We start from the raw sequence: 15,280 nt of genomic DNA, 5'->3' as shown, positions 1-15,280 counted from the left end.
TCATAAAAAATACTGATAAGATCCGTTACTTATTCTAATCAGAACAGCTATTTCAATCACTTTCAGCCTTGGAAACGCTGTATTCCCCAGTAATAACTGGTATTCCGATCGTTAATTCGGTATTTCCCGTGTCTGTATCTTTATGCAAGGCAACTTGAAAGTTTGCAGATTTCCCATTCTTGACTGGAATGACAGAATGCAGCATGCGGGTATAGAACGTTTCGCTGATCGTGCCTGCATCCTCATAGCGGTCAATGGATTTAGCATCGGTCAGCCTCGTCATTCGTTGGATAGTCTGGTCATGCTTCGTATACCCCTGTACTTTCATGCTGCTTGTAAAAGCAGGCGAAATGAGCGCAATCTTCGACGAAATATCCGCTGATTTTTGCAGCAAGCTCCCCCTCTCGGTACTCGCCGTGCTAGCCGTCTCTAGAAGGATCATGAGCTGCTCGCTTTGATTGTCCTTTTGAATCAGATGCAAAGATACCTTGCCTCCATATTTCGCGACTAAGCCGGAGACCGTTTTCCCTTCATTGGCGACAACCTTATCCACCGCTTCTCCCTTCTCCTCTGCAAATAATTGCAAGGTAAGATCCTGCATTGAGCCTGCTTTTCCTGTCACATCCCAACGAATCGACCAGCTCGCGCCAACTGAACCGCCTTTCACCTGATCATCGCTCCATTCCCATAGTGCCTTCAAATCATGCTGAAGCAGCTGCTCCGCCGATGTCGTTTCCTTTGGAGCTTGGCCTGCTTGCCAAATCGCCCATATCGCGCATACGGAGATCACTGCCAAAGCAAGCAGCACTCCTTGCTTGGTACGCTTGGCGCGCTGCTTTGCCGACAAACGATGCCTTGCCGGTGCGTTTTGATTCGGAATGTACATGATTTTCGCTCCTGTCCTCTCGGAATGGGTAAACATCCATACACGTTCGCCTGTAGGTGAATACACTAGTTGCAGGAATGATCAAATGGAGGTGTCATTAGCAAAATGGAACCTATTTATCCATTGCATGAAGACGTCGTTAATCGGTTTTGCGGCTATCCGGTATGCGTCGTTATGAATGACGGTTCACGCCATGTCGGCATACTTAGCTCATGCAGCGGAGGCAAAGTGCTGCTTAATGCGGAAGCCGGCGAACTTGAGGCCAACGTGACCCAAACGCAGCCAACTGTTTCAAAAAAGAAAAAAAGCGGTAAAGGTAAAAAAGAGCTTTCACCAAAAGCAGCTGTTCCGCAAGCACAAACTCAAGCTTATCCTTATGATCCTTACTACTATGGTCCGCGTCCTTATTATCCATGGGGCGGAGCGCTTGCGCTTGATTTCGCGCTCGTCGCTTTTCTATTCCTGCTGCTGTAATCGACAAAGCGGCTAACCGTTCAGTGTGACGCCGCTTTTTATTTTTAAATCATTCAATGACAAGTTTCGCCAGCCTTTTCATGCTCGGTATAGTATGCTGTCGCTGAACTTGCAGAAGAAGGTAGAGAGGAGATTGCTTATGAGCTCATCTATTCGCTCCATCAGGAGCATTGAACGGTCATCGGCGTATACCCCCGTGCAAGCCGTCAGCTCTTATGCCTATTATCCATATAGGGACGGAGAACCGCAGTTTGCGCCCGAGCATAACGATGAATGGCGTCGCACTTTCCACCAAGCAGCAGGCCATGCAGCCTCCTGGCTTCAGACAGCAAGACAATCCCAGCACGCCTTGCATCAGCTATCCATTAAGCTTGGGCGAGAGCTCGACAATAATGAGCCAATCGAAGACAGCTTAGACCAACTCGCTCTTCTCGTTAGTGATCTCGAAAACCAGTATAAGCAGGGGAAAGGCGATTTAAACCCTGAGCTGTGGCTCACCATTGAGCAAGCTCTTCGCCACCCGGCTGTTCAAGAAATCGGCTTGCACCGACACATACAAAATGGACAGTGGATTATTCAAGGCCAAACTGCGGAGTCGACGGACACTGCGCAGGTGAACGTTGAACGGATGAAGCGGCTGCTGCTTGGAACGAGCGGACTATTGACAGACATTAAGGTAGCTTTGGCCTATACGGAGCAGCAGAAGCCGGAAGACCTGCTTCAGCCCGAGCTAACAGCGACCCTTCCGTATGCAGCCTATTTCAATTCTGTTCAAACCTACTCACCTGTGCCGTACGTCGGGTTAATTATCAATCAATATTTATAATCTAACCAACGCTACATACGGTGAAACGGCTGTCGCCGTCCTTTGGCGGCGCGGCGTGTTTCATTCCGAGAAATATAGAGAAAGGATGGCGAAATCATATCCTTTCCAATTTTTTTAATAAGAAACGACTGACGGCGTCCTTTCCATAGACGCCATCGTTTCGGCGAAACGTATAGAGAAAGGATAAGCAAACTCATATCCTTTCCAATACGTCAAGCGTAAATGGCTGAAGCCGTCCTCTGGCGGTTAAGCTTACGTTTCGCATAGAAATATAGAGAAAGTTGGCGAAATGATATACTTTCCTATATTTTAAAAATGCCCTCTTTCCTGTATAACATGCAGGACGGAGGGCTCTATCCGTTGCACGGTAGAAACTTCGGCAATATGATTGTTATGCGGTTCCAGACAGATCTGGCAAAGAAGCTTATCACTATATTCGCCTTCCCCCCCTCTATTTCCTTCCAGTTAAGTTTATTTATCCCTATGCATGCCTGCTAATATTGCTACGGAATTAAAATAACGTCTACAGCCTCGCCAACTTCCGCTCCTTTTGAACCGGCGGGTATAATAACGAGCCCCTCCGCTTCGGCGATCGAAGCCATCATGCTGGACTTGGCGAATGCGAGCGGATCTGCTGATAGCATGCCGTTCTCCCCTATTACAAGGCGCGCGCGTACAAAACGATCATGAGGGCTCGGCTTCTCAACGGCCGTTAAGAGCCTTGCTCGCACAACTGTCGGCAATGCTTCACGAACGCCTAACAAAAGATGGATCGCCGGACGCACGAACAGCTCGAATCCGACAAAGCATGCTCCCGGATTGCCCGATAAGGCAAATAGAAGCTTCCCGTCTATTACCGCGGCAGAAGTTGGGCTGCCTGGCCTCATTGCAACTTTGTCGAATAAAAGCCGAGATGCTGGCCGCTCTGCAGCCGATTGAAGGCTGCTCAGCTGTACCTTCGTTCGCACCCCGCTGCCGTCCTTGAAGGCTCGAATAAGCTCTGCCATTACATCATAGTCGCCTACGGACACACCGCCTGTCGTTACGATGATGTCGGAGCTCTCCCATGCTTCGGCAAGAGCTGCTTCAACCGCTGCAAGCTCATCCGGTAGTGCACCGAGCAGTAGGGGCTCTGCACCGCTTTGATGAACCATAGCTGCAACCATGCTGCTGTTGCTGTCGCGGACTCGCCCAGGGGCAAGCTGCGCCGCAACCGCCAGCAATTCGCTGCCGGTCGCAAATACCGCTATGCGCGGGCGCTTCCGCACGGCCACCTCGGCATAGCCGAAGGTGCCGAGCAGCGCAACATGGCCCGGCCGCACAAGCGTGCCGGGCACAGCAAGCACGCCCCCGCGGCGGAACTCCTCGCCGCAGGGCGCAATGTGCTGGCCTGCGGCGCCCGCGCGCTTTATCAGCACCGCGCGCGAGCCGTACGCCAGCATCGCCTCCGCGGTCTGCTCGAGCATCACGACCGCGTCTGCGCCTTCAGGCACAGCCGCGCCGGTCATGATGCGCGCGGCCGTGCCCGCCTGCAAGGCCGCGGGGGCCACTTGGCCCGCTGCGACCTCATAGACAACGCGCAGCTCCGCCGGCTTCTCCGGCGACGCTTCCGCGATATCTGCCGCGCGCACGGCGTAGCCGTCGAGGCCCGAGCGCGCGAAGGGCGGCCAATCGCTTGACGCCGTCACCGTCTGCGCAAGCCTGCGGCCGCCGCTCTCGTGCAGCGCGACAAGCTCGCTGCCGACAACCTGCCCCGCAGCGGCCTCGAGAACTCGCCGCTGCGCCTCTTCTACCCGTACGGCTCGCCGATTGAACCGGCTCCCCTGTCCATTCATTCCGCTATGCTTCTTTACCATTGCCATCATCCGCCCTTTTAACTGCCATTGCCATCATCCGCCCTTTTAGCTGCCATTGCCATCATCCGCCTTTTAACGGCCGTTGCCATCATCCGCCCTTTTAGCTGCCAGCTTAGCCCTGACGGCAGCATATCCAGCATTCATTTTACAATGTATGTTAAACTATTGGCAATTACCGTAAACGCATCATAAAGGAGAAAATCATGCCAATTATCATCCAAATCGTCGGATACAAAAATACCGGCAAAACCACATTGGTTTGCCGGCTGACGGAGCATTTAAAGCTTGCAGGTTATAAAGTTGGAACAGTTAAGCGCGATGCGCATGATTTTCAGATCGATACCCCAGGAACCGACACTTGGAAGCACCAAGCGGCCGGGGCAGACATTACGGCAATCACTTCAGCTAATCGCACGGCCATACTAAAGCCGTATTCTGAGCCGCTGGATCAGCTGCTTGCCCATATGTCAGAGGTTGATGTCGTGCTTGTTGAAGGCTTCAAGGACGCCTCCTATCCCAAAATCATTATGATTCGTTCAGCGCAAGACACAGCGCTACTAAACGAGCTTACCAACCCACTTGCTGCAGCCCTATGGCCTGAAATGAGCAATTTCATGGCGGACAACTCGTCCATACCTGCTATTGATGTTAACCAGACCGCGCTCATGTATCAAAAAATAATAGCCTTGCTCCCGCTTTCGTGATGCTTGCTATTCCGCTATTCCTTGCTTCAGCGCATAAATGGCCGCCTGCGTTCGGTCATCTACATCGAGCTTATTAAAAATATTCGTGATATGAAATTTGACGGTTTTGACACCGATAAACAGCTCATCGGCAATTTCCTGATTGGATCTTCCCCGCGCCACACGCTTCAGCACATCCATCTCGCGATCGGTCAGCTCATCATGCAGCGGAGCTTGCTCCTGCTGCTTGGGTTGCCGGAAGCGATTCATCATTTTGGCTGCCACCTGCGACTCCAATACCGATTGTCCCCGCGCAGCAGCACGGATTGCATCTGCGATTTCCGTCGCCCGCGACGTCTTCAGCAAATAGCTGAAGGCTCCCGCTTCAATGACCGGATAAAGCTTGCTGTCATCCAAGTAGCTGGTAAGCACGATAACCTTGCATTCCGGATAAAGCTCGAGCAGCTTTGCTGTCGTCTCCACGCCGTCCATGCCGTCCATGACTAAATCCATCAACACAACATCCGGTTTATAAGCCTGTGCCAGTCGGATTCCATCCATCCCATTGCTCGCTTCGCCGACAACCTCAATGCCGTCTTCGGTATCGAGCACCGCCGCAAGCCCGATCCGTACCATTTCATGATCATCGACAAGCAGCACCTTGATCGGCTGAGTTAATTGTTCCATTGCTTCCACGCCTTACACCGCCTTTTATTTTAGAAAAATAAGCTTGGTTTATACTTTCGTCTCTCGTTGTGAATCGACAGGAATCCATATTTGAATAATGGTGCCTTCTCCAGGCTTAGAAATCATTTGCAGAGATCCGCCCAGCTCCATCACACGCTCCTCCATCGTAAGGAGCCCATAAGAGGTTTGTTTTTTCGCTTCGAGATCAAAACCTACCCCGCTGTCCTGCAGGCTCATATAAACTTGATTATTTATCCGCACCAGCTTAATATCCATACTCTCCGCTTTCGAGTGCCGCAGCGTATTGGACAAAGCCTCTTGGGCAATTCGGAACAGATGGTCCTCTGCATTCGGCGGCAGAACAATCGTCTCGTCCACCTCCAGCATAATCGTCATCGGCACCTTCTGCTTCAGCTCATCCACCAGCACAGTAAGCGCCTGCCCGAGATTTTTTCCGTCCAGGTGGACGGGCCGAAGATGAAGCAGCAAAGCTCGCATCTCTGATTGGGCAACGGCAGCCATCTCCTCGATAAGCTGTACCTGCCGCTTTGCACGCTCCCAATCACGATCAATGGTTCGACTGACGGCAGTCGCCGTCATGGAAATCGCGAATAGCTGCTGGCTTACCGCATCATGCAGCTCGCGCGCCAGCCGCTGACGTTCCTCGATAACGGCTGTGAATTTCACTTTCTCCGTCCATTTCGGATCGACTTGCTCCTGCTCAGAAACCTCGTTGTCCGTTTTCTCGCCATTGCTCAAGGTAACCGTAAAGCGACGTTTCATCTGCTGTTCAGTCATCCGCTTGAGCGTTTCCTTCAGCTTCGAATTTTGCAAATAACCGTTCAACGTGGCTGCCGCAAGTCCGGCTCCAACTATCGTCAGCCCGACGACTGCCCATTTGCCTTGCAGCGTAAACAGCTCCACGTATCCGATGCCTTGCAGGACGATAACGACCAAGCTAATAATAATAAGCAGCCATAACACCGTTTCTGCCACATTGCGCCTGCGGGCCGCATGATTTGGCTGGTCAGCTTTGTTGCCTTGCTCCATACGGCTCACTTCCCTCTATGTACTATTTTAACCTGTATCGCAAGCTTATGTCAGCGTATTTCATTGTTTAATCTTGTTTACTGGCATAATAGCCCAAACGCATGAAAGAGCAGACCGTAAGACGGTCCGCTTCTCTCATCGTTCCACATACTATTCCTCAGTTGATTCCTTCGTAAGCGAAGTCGTAGGATTCAGCTTGTTTTTCAATGCTTGCAGCTGCTCATCAACTTTGATTTGCTTCTCTGCATCAGCAGCGTTGAAGGTGCTTTTCGCGCCGCTGTATGAATACGGAGTGCGAAGAACATCTGCCTCTGCCTCAAGCTGCATAATTTTTTCTTCCATGCGATAGAAGCCGCGTGATGCTGAGCCGCTGTCAATCGTGTGGTTTGCGGTAAGCTGCGCCATCTGCTTCTGCGCTTTGGCAACCTGTGCACGGGAAACGAGCTCATTGCGTTTGTTGCGCAATTGGTAGAACTCTTCCTTCATTGTGTGCAGCTGTTGCATCAATTCTTCTGCTTGGGACTTCGATTGTCCATGAAGCTCGACATATTCCGTTACCTTTTGGTCGAAATAAAGCTTCTCTTCCAGCAATTTGCGTGCGAGCTCCTCTTGGCCAGCTCTAAGTGCCGCTTCCGCTTTCGATTCACGATCAGCTGCGCTGCGCACTGTTTCTTCCAAGCGCTGCTTCATCCGGCGCTCATTAGCCATCTGCTTCGCTACGGTTACCTCGGCTTGATGGATTTCGGACTCCATGTCGCGCAGGTATTGATTCAGCATGACAATCGGATCCTCCATTTTGTCCAATGCCTCATTTAGCGATGCCTTCGTCATATCCTTCATGCGTTTGAAAATTCCCATATTAAAAATCTCCCTTCTCGTATTTAGCAATTTTGGCTTTCAATTCTTCAATTTCACGACGCAATGCTTTTTTCTCCAGGTCATCCATCATACTGTCAAATTGGGATGATGGTGATGGCTGCGGTGCAGGTCCTTGCGTATTCCAAGCGCCTGGCGCTTGCGGCGGGTTTTTGTAAGGTCCTCCGAACGGCGTATTAGGCTGTTGACCATAACCAGGGTTGTAGCTGCCGCCATATCCGTTGCCATAGCCGTTAGGACCGAAGTTAGAGTAAACCGGCGGTTCTTTCGGTACAACTAGACCAGCGATAATATAGATCAGAATAACCGCACCGCTTGTAAATATGGTGACAACTATGAGTAAAATCCTCAGGAGCGTCGCATCAACATTCAACATTTCTGCTAAGCCGCCGCAAAGACCGAATAACTTCTTGTCGCGTGATGAGCGGTAAAATTTCCTCAAGACGTCCATCCTTCTTTCTCAAGCTTTCGCTTCAGCTGCTCAAGCTCGCGTTCTATAACGGATTGTACGGTATTGCCCGCTTCCGTTACGAATTCTTGCCCCATTCTGCGGATGTCGCGCAAGCTCTTGGCTTCATGCTCCATCCCGCTGATCCGATCCTCAAGCCTTCTAAACGCCGCGCCGGATTGTGCCCCATGATCGCCGAACCCGTTTGCGTAACGACTGTTCAAGCGCTGCTGCAATCTTAATGATTCCATGCGGGCCGCATAATATTCGCGCTTGTCGTACACGGCTTGGTATTCGCTGCGCATCTCGCGCAGCTGCTCTTCTAGATCAAGCGTATTCTGGCGGCTTTGCTCGAACAGCTCCCGGTATTGCATGGAACGCTCTTCGCAGCCTGCCTTCTCGTGCAGGGCAATTCTGGCCAGCTGCTCCTCTCCTGCCTTCAAGGCAGTCAAAGCTTGATTCTCACGGCGTTCCTTCTGCTCTTCCGCTTGCAGCCATTGTGCTTTCAGGTGATTGCTATGGCCTGCGTATTGCTGGTACAGTTTCTCCGCTTGTATAATATCTTCTCTTGTAGACCAGAGAAACTGATCAATCATTCGAACCGGATCCTCTGACTTCTCAAGCCGTTCATTTAATGTAGCGACCGTAATGTCGCGTACTCGCTTCATAATACTCATTCCATGTCCTCCTTAGCGTTTTGCGGTGCAAAACCGATCTAATCTTCTCACGTTTCTATCTATTCATTCGCAGTTATTAATAAGCGCTGCGTTTGTCTTTCTTAAAGAGGCTTACACCGCCAACGATCAGCCCGATTGCCAGCAGCAATACGATTACGCCGCCAAGCTTGCCAAGAAGCATCATGCCGCCGATTGCGATAAGTATGCCGCCGATCCATTTCTTGTTGTTCATCCAGCCGACAATCCCGAATCCGACCAGTATGAACGGAAGCAAGAAACCGAGTATCGCTCCGAAATGAACACCTACAAAATTAAGTACCGCGATGCTGCCAACGATGATTAGCAGTACACCTAATGCGCTTTTACCATTCATCTCCAAATCCATCTCCTTTCGACCATTAGAATTTCTTCATTTTTTGTTTCTTGCCTTGCGTGTGTTGCTCTTGCTTATGTACTTAGTTTAGATCAATTTTCCCTTTTGTAAAACGGACTTTCGGCGGTTTTGGCACTGGACTTAGGTCGAGTTGGAAGCCCGCCTTAGGGGGTCAAACGGCCATTCTTACCATATATTACAGCTTAAAGTAGCCATATTCCTGTGTTACGTTATTACCAGTACAGGAGGTGTATACGCTACCAATGAGAAACGTATCCATTAAAAAGCTTATCGCAGCTGGATTATTGTCTGCCGTATTATTTAGTACTGGAAGTGCAACACTCCCCCTTCATGATCATGCGTATGCCGCATCATCAACTACCGAGAAGATCATCTCGACTGGCATGAAATACTTAGGAACGCCTTATGAGTTCGGCTCCAACCGAAGCACAACCAAAACATTTGACTGTTCGGATTTCACCAAACACATATTCAAGGTTGCCGCAGGCGTTACGCTGCCTTCAACCTCCGCAGCCCAAGCTGCTTACGTCAAAAAGAATTCATCCATTAAAACAAATTGGGCAAGCTTGAAACGCGGAGACTTGATGTTCTTTATGTCCTACCGCGGCAGCAGCGCCACCAGCTATGCCAAAGTATCCAAATCCAAGCAAACCGTCACCCATGTAGGCGTTTATCTAGGCAATGGCAAGATGCTCAATACCTTCTCCAAGGAAAGCGGCGGGGTTCGCGTGGACAACATCGACAATAAACAGTGGGAATACCGTTTCTTGTTTGGCGGAAGCGGCCTCTAGCTAACAGGATTGGATAAAAATATGCCGGCGAAGCGATTGTCGCTTGCCGGCCAACTATTCTTATTTATTTGCCAGAAATTGATCGAACTGCTTCTGCTTCTCCGCTATAATCTTCTCAATTCCTGCTGCCTTCAAGCTTTCAATGTACTCCGGCAGCACTTGATCCACATCAACGGAACCCGTTTCAAGCGCCGTTTGATATTGTCTATCGACATTAACGACCGCAGCTACCTCTGCTCTCACCTGAGTCCCGTCGAATACAAAGCCCAGCCCGGGGGAAATTTTCGCATTTTGGTTAAAATCTCTGAATAAGTCCCACTTATCCGCTTTTTCGCTATCCCAAACATAGTTCAAAAACTGATTGCCAAACATCCAATTCGTGCCTGGATTATAACCAGGAGTATTTGGAGTGGGACGAATGACGTGCTCATTAACCTTTTCATAATGCTTGCCTTCAATGCCGTAATTGAGTAGATTATTCAAATAAACATCCGTGTGCAGCATATTAATAAACATCATCGCACGTTCGGGATCCTGGGAAGTTGAAGAAATCGCCAGCATAGATCCCGCCGTTTCCGAGGTTGCTATCGTCTTCACATTAAGAGCAAGCTGTGCCAGCTTGCCTGCCAGGCCTGATTGAATGGCAAGCTCCTCGTCCTTTCCTGGCTTCAACGCGGATGTAATGGAAAACGCGTCCCCCGAACGCAGCGCGTCATTGTTCATCGTTTGATTCGTGGTTGCATCCTTGTTAATGTACCCTTTCTGGTAAAACTGACGCGTAATCCGCAACGTTTTCACGTAGCGCTCTTCCTCATAAGTCGGCTTAATTTGCGTACTTTCACCATCCTTAAGAATGATACCCGGGATCGATGTATCTCCCAGTGCATCGAAATTACCGATGTAATGCGCATTGAAGGTCTCGCCCTGCTTCATGTAAATCGGCGTCATTCCCGGTTTTTTTTCCAAAATGATCTGATAGACTGCATCCAAGTCTTCTATCGTCTTAACCTGCGACATATCGATGCCAAGCTCGTCAGCAATATCCTTCCGATATACGATCCCGCCTTGGGCAGCTAATTCCTTATTCGTCGGTACCGCGTAGTTTTTGCCGTTAATCTTAGCTCCAGCCAGAAAAACCGGGTCGAGCGACTGTAGAATGCCTTGGCCGTATTGATCGAGCAGCTCATCCAGCTCTAAAAATGCGCCTTTCGACACATTCACCGCGTGTTTGTTCCACTGCGCTGTGAACAGTATATCAACCATCTCGCGCGATGCGATCATCAAATTTACTTTGTCATTCCAAGGGCCCCAATCAATGGGTATAAGGTCTATTTTCGCGTTTATTTTGGCCATCAAGTAATCATTAATTGCCGATTCAACCTCTTCTTCATCCTTCTGCGGCGCACCGGTATATACGAATTTAAGCGTGTAGCTTTTCATTGGATAAACGTCTTCGCCTTCCTGAACAGCGGTTAGAGGTGAAGCGCTTTCAATTCCGTTCCCAGCAGCGTTGCTTGTTGACGGGCGTTCCGCCCCTCCTTGATTGGAGCATGCGCATAGAAGAAACAAGCAAGCCAGCAAGAGATTCTTGGCACGAATCGGTCTGCGCGTCCTTCGGGTCATTATCGGATTGCCCCCTCGTGCGATAATGAATTGCATTAACTATGCTTAATTGTAAAGAATACACCAAAAAATGCAAGCACAAGTATAAACACAAGGTGAAACGGCTGTCGCTGTCCTTTGGCGGCGCAGCGCGTTTCATTCCGAGAAATATAGAGAAAGAATGGCGAAATCATATCCTTTCCTATATTTCAAGAAGAAACGGCTTCGCCGTCCTCTGCAAGAGGATGGTGTCCGTTTCTCGTAGAAATAGAAGATACTTTATCGCATGAAACATATAAAGTCTTATATTTGCACAAAAACCCGTGCCTCAGAGGGCACGGGTTTTCGCTATTATTTTAAATGGGCAAGCGTATTACTTGCTTGCAAGGAAAGCGTCGAATTGCTTCTGTTTCTCGGCAACTACCTTTTCTACGCCTGCATCCTTCAGCTTTTTCTCGTAATCTGCCAACGTTTTATCTACGTCAACCGAGCCGGTTTCCAAAGCTCTTTGATACTGGCGAATGACGTTTGCAAGCGCGCCAACCTCTGCTTTGACCGGTTCGCTGTCGAATACGAATCCAAGGCCTGGAGATACCTTTGCATTTTGGTTAAACTCTTTGAATTTCGCCCATTTCTCTGGATCCTCTGTATCCCAAACATAGTTAAGGAACTGATTGCCAAACATCCATGCAGAGCCTGGGTTGTAATTAGCTGTGTTGTCCGTTGCCGTAATGATCTCGCCGTTTCTCGTGAAGTGATCGCCTTCGATACCGAAGTTCAGAATGTTATTGATTTCTTTGTCCGTATGAAGAAGATTGATCAGCATCATTGCGCGAGCAGGATCTTTGGATGTAAAAGATACGCCGAGCATGGATCCAGCTGTTTCTGAAGTTGCAACTGTTTTCTCGCTCATTGAAATTTGTGCAAGCTTGCCCGATAGGCCAGCCGCGCTTGCTACTTCAGCATCCTTGCCTGGTTTCAATGGCTCCAGTGTAGAGAATACCGTTCCTGCTTTCCAAGCATCTGAAGAGGATACTTGAGTTGTTGCTGCATCAGCATTGATATAACCCTTTTTAAAGTAATCGCGAGTAAGGTTCAAAAATTCCTTGTAGCGATCAATTTCCTCAACTGCAGCTACCTTTGTACCGTCCAAATCCTTGAGAATCGCTCCTGGAATCGTTGAATCGCCTAAGAAATCATAGTTAGCGAAGAAATGGGAGTTGAACGCGCCTCCTGTTGTGTACAGCGGAGTCAGATCCGGTCTTTTCGCTTTAATAACCGCGTAGACAGCATCGAGGTCCTGAGGCGTCTTCACATTCGTCATGTCAATGCCAAGCTCATCGGTCACGTCTTTGCGGTATACGATTCCGCCAAGTGCAGCAAGCTCTTTATTGGTTGGAACCCCATAGTTTTTACCGTTGATTTTGGCACCTTCAATAAAGGCAGGATCCAAAGAATCCGTAATGCCTTTGCCATATTGCTCAAGAAGCTCGCCTAGATCAAGGAATGCTCCTTTAGCTACGTATTTGGCATGGCCGTTCCATTGAGCCGTGAACACGATATCCACTTCTTCCTGCGAAGCAACCATCAGATTGATTTTGTCATCCCATGCGCCCCAATCGATCGGTCTGAGGTCGATTGTTGCATTGATTTTTTCAGTAAGGATTTTATTTAATGCTTCTTCGATCTTTTTCTCATCCGTTTGCGGCGTTCCAGGGTAAACAAGTGAAAGCTGGTAAGGCTTCAACTCATTCGCTGGAGGCTCTTCTTCTGTGGCAGCCGGCTTCTCTGTTGCTGCTGCAGGCTCCTTTGTCGCTTCTGCATTGTTTTTGTTGCCGTTTCCCGAGCATCCAGACACGATTAATACGATAGTCATCATCATTAGAAGAAGCATAGATGTTTTTTGTTTAACTTGCTTCATAGCGGGTGGACCTCCCTCAAAAATTTGGTTTTGTATGCTAAACCGGATGTTCCGGTTACAGCCGAGCGCAAGCGTTGCATGTGAGCTAGCCTTTAACGGCACCTACCGTAAGCCCTTTTACGAAATATTTCTGAAAGAATGGATAGGCGAATATGATCGGCCCGATCCCGACGACAACCATCGCCATCCGAACCGTCTCGCTCGGAAATTTGAACGTGCCGCCTGCTGCCGTAATCGCTGCTGCTGCCGTGCTGTTATTGGCGAGAAATTGAATGTTCAGCATCGTCTTGTACATCAGGTATTGCACGGTGATATTGCCATCCTTCGTAATAAACACGAGGCTTAGAAACCAATCATTCCAGTACGTAAGCGTCTGGAACAGAGCTACGGTCGCTAACACTGGAAGCGATAATGGCAGTACAATTTTGAGGAATATGGTAAGCTCTCCCGCTCCGTCTATGTTGGCCGACTCCAGTATTGCTGCCGGAATCGTAGTCTGGAAGAAGGTACGGATAATGAGAACGAAAAACGCAGCAACCAAAAGCGGCATAATAAGCGCCAGAAGCGTATCCTTCAGTTCAAGCGTCTGTGCATAAACCAAGTACCAAGGAACAAGCCCGCCCGAGAACAGCATCGTGAAGAAAACAAAGAAAGTAAAAAACTTGGCATGCGGGAAATCGTTTCTTGATATCGGATAAGCATACAGCGCCATAATAACGAGACTTAACGTCGTACCAACTATCGTTACGAATATGGAAATGCTATACGAACGGAGAATTTGGGTAGCATCTTTAAATAAAAATTGATAAGCGCCTAAATCGAATTTGGCTGGGATGAATTGATAACCATTGCTTATTACAGCCGATTCGTCGGTGACCGATACCATCACGATCAATACGAGCGGAATGACACAAAGCAATGAATAAATAATGAAGAACACATTGATGCCTAAAGAAGCTGGCGTGGACAAATGATTTTTGGGATTAGATCCGGCTCCGGATGCTATGACCTCTGTTGCTTCCATAGGGTCACCTCCATAAATTTTTCATAATTAAAACAACTTAGAACAACGCGTTTTCTTTATTGATTCGTCTTACTACCCAGTTAGACAAGAACACGAGCGTAAACCCGATAACCGATTGCAGCAATCCGGCTGCAGACGACAGCCCAATGTCGCCAACCGTTAGAAACGTTCGATATACGTACGTATCGATTACATTCGTAACCGGAAACAACACGCCTGATTCCCTTGGCACTTGGAAGAAAAGTCCAAAATCCGCATTGAATATTTTCCCGATTTGCAGAAGTGTCATAATGGTGATTACGGGCATAATAAGCGGAACCGTGATGCTCGTCATTTGTTTCCACTTGCTTGCGCCGTCAATCGTGGCGGCTTCGTAATATTCGTCATCAATGCCGATGATCGCTGCCATATAAATGACTGTAAAGTAACCCATGCTCTTCCATGTGTTGACTATCGGCAGCACGTACGGCCACACTTCTTGGGTGAAATACCACTGAATGCTCTCCATGCCTAGCGCAGGAAGGAGTGAACTGTTCAGATAACCGTGCTCATCGCTCATGAATCCGAATACCAAATAGCTGATGACAACCATTGATAGAAAATACGGCAGAAACATTACCGTCTGATGCAGCTTCGCAAGAAAGCGACTTCGAATTTCATTGAGCATGATGGCAAATGAAATCGGAAAGATTAGGTTAAGAATGATAAAACCAGAATTGTACAACAAGGTGTTTCGTGTAATGATCCATGCATCGGACGTTTTGAACAGGTATTCGAAATTTCGGAGACCGCTCCAAGGGCTTCCCAAGATACCGTCCGCATAATTGATGTTCTTGAACGCAATCATAATTCCGAACATCGGAATGTAATTGTTTAATATCAGCAGAACGACAGCAGGCAGCATCATGAAATAGAAGATCCAATATTTTTTGATAATACGAATTTGAGTCATTTTTTTGACCGAGCTCTTTGGAATATAGGCAGCTGTAACCGTATCTGTCGCAGGTTTTGCCATCGCCTTCCCCCTCCTCTTTCTAAAGCACTGTGTTGTTTTTCCTTGTTTTTATTGTATAAAAAAAAGACGC

General features: G+C 48.7%; 16 protein-coding genes. 4 read left to right on the top strand and 12 right to left on the bottom strand.

Annotation, left to right across the window (positions count from 1 at the left end; translation table 11 throughout):
- Nucleotides 1-52: 52 nt before the first annotated feature.
- Nucleotides 53-886 (bottom strand): YwmB family TATA-box binding protein, encoded by an 834-nt coding sequence (locus FHS16_RS24040; protein WP_183568929.1) that lies wholly within the window; start codon nucleotides 884-886, stop codon nucleotides 53-55.
- 105 nt (nucleotides 887-991) lie between these two features.
- Here FHS16_RS24040 and FHS16_RS24035 point away from each other — a divergent pair, with 105 nt between their 5' ends.
- Nucleotides 992-1,360 (top strand): hypothetical protein, encoded by a 369-nt coding sequence (locus FHS16_RS24035; protein ID WP_183568928.1) that lies wholly within the window; start codon nucleotides 992-994, stop codon nucleotides 1,358-1,360.
- 139 nt (nucleotides 1,361-1,499) lie between these two features.
- Nucleotides 1,500-2,186, top strand: coding sequence for a hypothetical protein (locus tag FHS16_RS24030; RefSeq protein ID WP_183568926.1), 687 nt, complete (start codon nucleotides 1,500-1,502; stop codon nucleotides 2,184-2,186).
- Between the two features lie 503 nt (nucleotides 2,187-2,689).
- On the opposite strand, the gene FHS16_RS24025 is transcribed toward FHS16_RS24030, so the two are convergent.
- Complete coding sequence (locus FHS16_RS24025; protein WP_246431929.1) at nucleotides 2,690-4,042, bottom strand: molybdopterin molybdotransferase MoeA; 1,353 nt, start codon at nucleotides 4,040-4,042, stop codon at nucleotides 2,690-2,692.
- Between the two features lie 203 nt (nucleotides 4,043-4,245).
- Here FHS16_RS24025 and mobB point away from each other — a divergent pair, with 203 nt between their 5' ends.
- On the top strand, nucleotides 4,246-4,746 hold the full coding sequence (gene mobB, locus FHS16_RS24020) for a molybdopterin-guanine dinucleotide biosynthesis protein B (RefSeq protein ID WP_183568924.1): 501 nt from the start codon (nucleotides 4,246-4,248) through the stop codon (nucleotides 4,744-4,746).
- Between the two features lie 6 nt (nucleotides 4,747-4,752).
- Here the strand turns inward: mobB and FHS16_RS24015 are convergent, their stop codons facing one another.
- From FHS16_RS24015 to FHS16_RS23990, 6 genes are all read right to left on the bottom strand, one after another.
- A complete protein-coding gene (locus tag FHS16_RS24015; protein ID WP_183568922.1) occupies nucleotides 4,753-5,412 on the bottom strand; it encodes a response regulator transcription factor in 660 nt (219 codons plus the stop codon).
- 48 nt (nucleotides 5,413-5,460) lie between these two features.
- Nucleotides 5,461-6,462, bottom strand: coding sequence for a sensor histidine kinase (locus tag FHS16_RS24010; protein WP_183568920.1), 1,002 nt, complete (start codon nucleotides 6,460-6,462; stop codon nucleotides 5,461-5,463).
- Between the two features lie 150 nt (nucleotides 6,463-6,612).
- Nucleotides 6,613-7,320, bottom strand: a complete 708-nt coding sequence (locus FHS16_RS24005) for a PspA/IM30 family protein (protein ID WP_183568918.1) — start codon at nucleotides 7,318-7,320, stop codon at nucleotides 6,613-6,615.
- A gap of 1 nt (nucleotide 7,321) precedes the next feature.
- The gene (locus FHS16_RS24000; protein WP_183568916.1) at nucleotides 7,322-7,789 is read right to left on the bottom strand and encodes a PspC domain-containing protein; all 468 of its coding nucleotides are present in this window, start codon (nucleotides 7,787-7,789) and stop codon (nucleotides 7,322-7,324) included.
- The gene (locus FHS16_RS23995) at nucleotides 7,777-8,463 is read right to left on the bottom strand and encodes a PspA/IM30 family protein (RefSeq protein ID WP_183568913.1); all 687 of its coding nucleotides are present in this window, start codon (nucleotides 8,461-8,463) and stop codon (nucleotides 7,777-7,779) included. The genes FHS16_RS24000 and FHS16_RS23995 overlap by 13 nt, the downstream gene beginning before the upstream one ends.
- Nucleotides 8,464-8,539: 76 nt before the next feature.
- Entirely contained in the window at nucleotides 8,540-8,836 is a 297-nt protein-coding gene (locus FHS16_RS23990; protein WP_183568911.1) for a LiaF transmembrane domain-containing protein, read from the bottom strand.
- A gap of 263 nt (nucleotides 8,837-9,099) precedes the next feature.
- Between FHS16_RS23990 and FHS16_RS23985 the strand changes: the two genes are divergently transcribed.
- Entirely contained in the window at nucleotides 9,100-9,648 is a 549-nt protein-coding gene (locus FHS16_RS23985) for a C40 family peptidase (RefSeq protein ID WP_183568909.1), read from the top strand.
- Between the two features lie 60 nt (nucleotides 9,649-9,708).
- On the opposite strand, the gene FHS16_RS23980 is transcribed toward FHS16_RS23985, so the two are convergent.
- The 4 genes from FHS16_RS23980 to FHS16_RS23965 form a co-directional block, all read right to left on the bottom strand.
- Complete coding sequence (locus FHS16_RS23980) at nucleotides 9,709-11,271, bottom strand: ABC transporter substrate-binding protein (protein WP_183568907.1); 1,563 nt, start codon at nucleotides 11,269-11,271, stop codon at nucleotides 9,709-9,711.
- Nucleotides 11,272-11,623: 352 nt separating this feature from the next.
- On the bottom strand, nucleotides 11,624-13,171 hold the full coding sequence (locus tag FHS16_RS23975) for an ABC transporter substrate-binding protein (RefSeq protein ID WP_183568905.1): 1,548 nt from the start codon (nucleotides 13,169-13,171) through the stop codon (nucleotides 11,624-11,626).
- 85 nt (nucleotides 13,172-13,256) lie between these two features.
- Complete coding sequence (locus tag FHS16_RS23970; RefSeq protein WP_183568903.1) at nucleotides 13,257-14,195, bottom strand: carbohydrate ABC transporter permease; 939 nt, start codon at nucleotides 14,193-14,195, stop codon at nucleotides 13,257-13,259.
- Between the two features lie 37 nt (nucleotides 14,196-14,232).
- Nucleotides 14,233-15,210, bottom strand: a complete 978-nt coding sequence (locus FHS16_RS23965; protein WP_183568901.1) for an ABC transporter permease — start codon at nucleotides 15,208-15,210, stop codon at nucleotides 14,233-14,235.
- Nucleotides 15,211-15,280 lie beyond the last annotated feature (70 nt).

Origin of the sequence: Paenibacillus endophyticus (assembly GCF_014192395.1) — a bacterium.
Taxonomy (GTDB): domain Bacteria; phylum Bacillota; class Bacilli; order Paenibacillales; family Paenibacillaceae; genus Pristimantibacillus; species Pristimantibacillus endophyticus.
The sequence above is the reverse complement of the archived record's forward strand: the minus strand, read 5'-3'. Positions and strand labels throughout refer to the sequence as shown.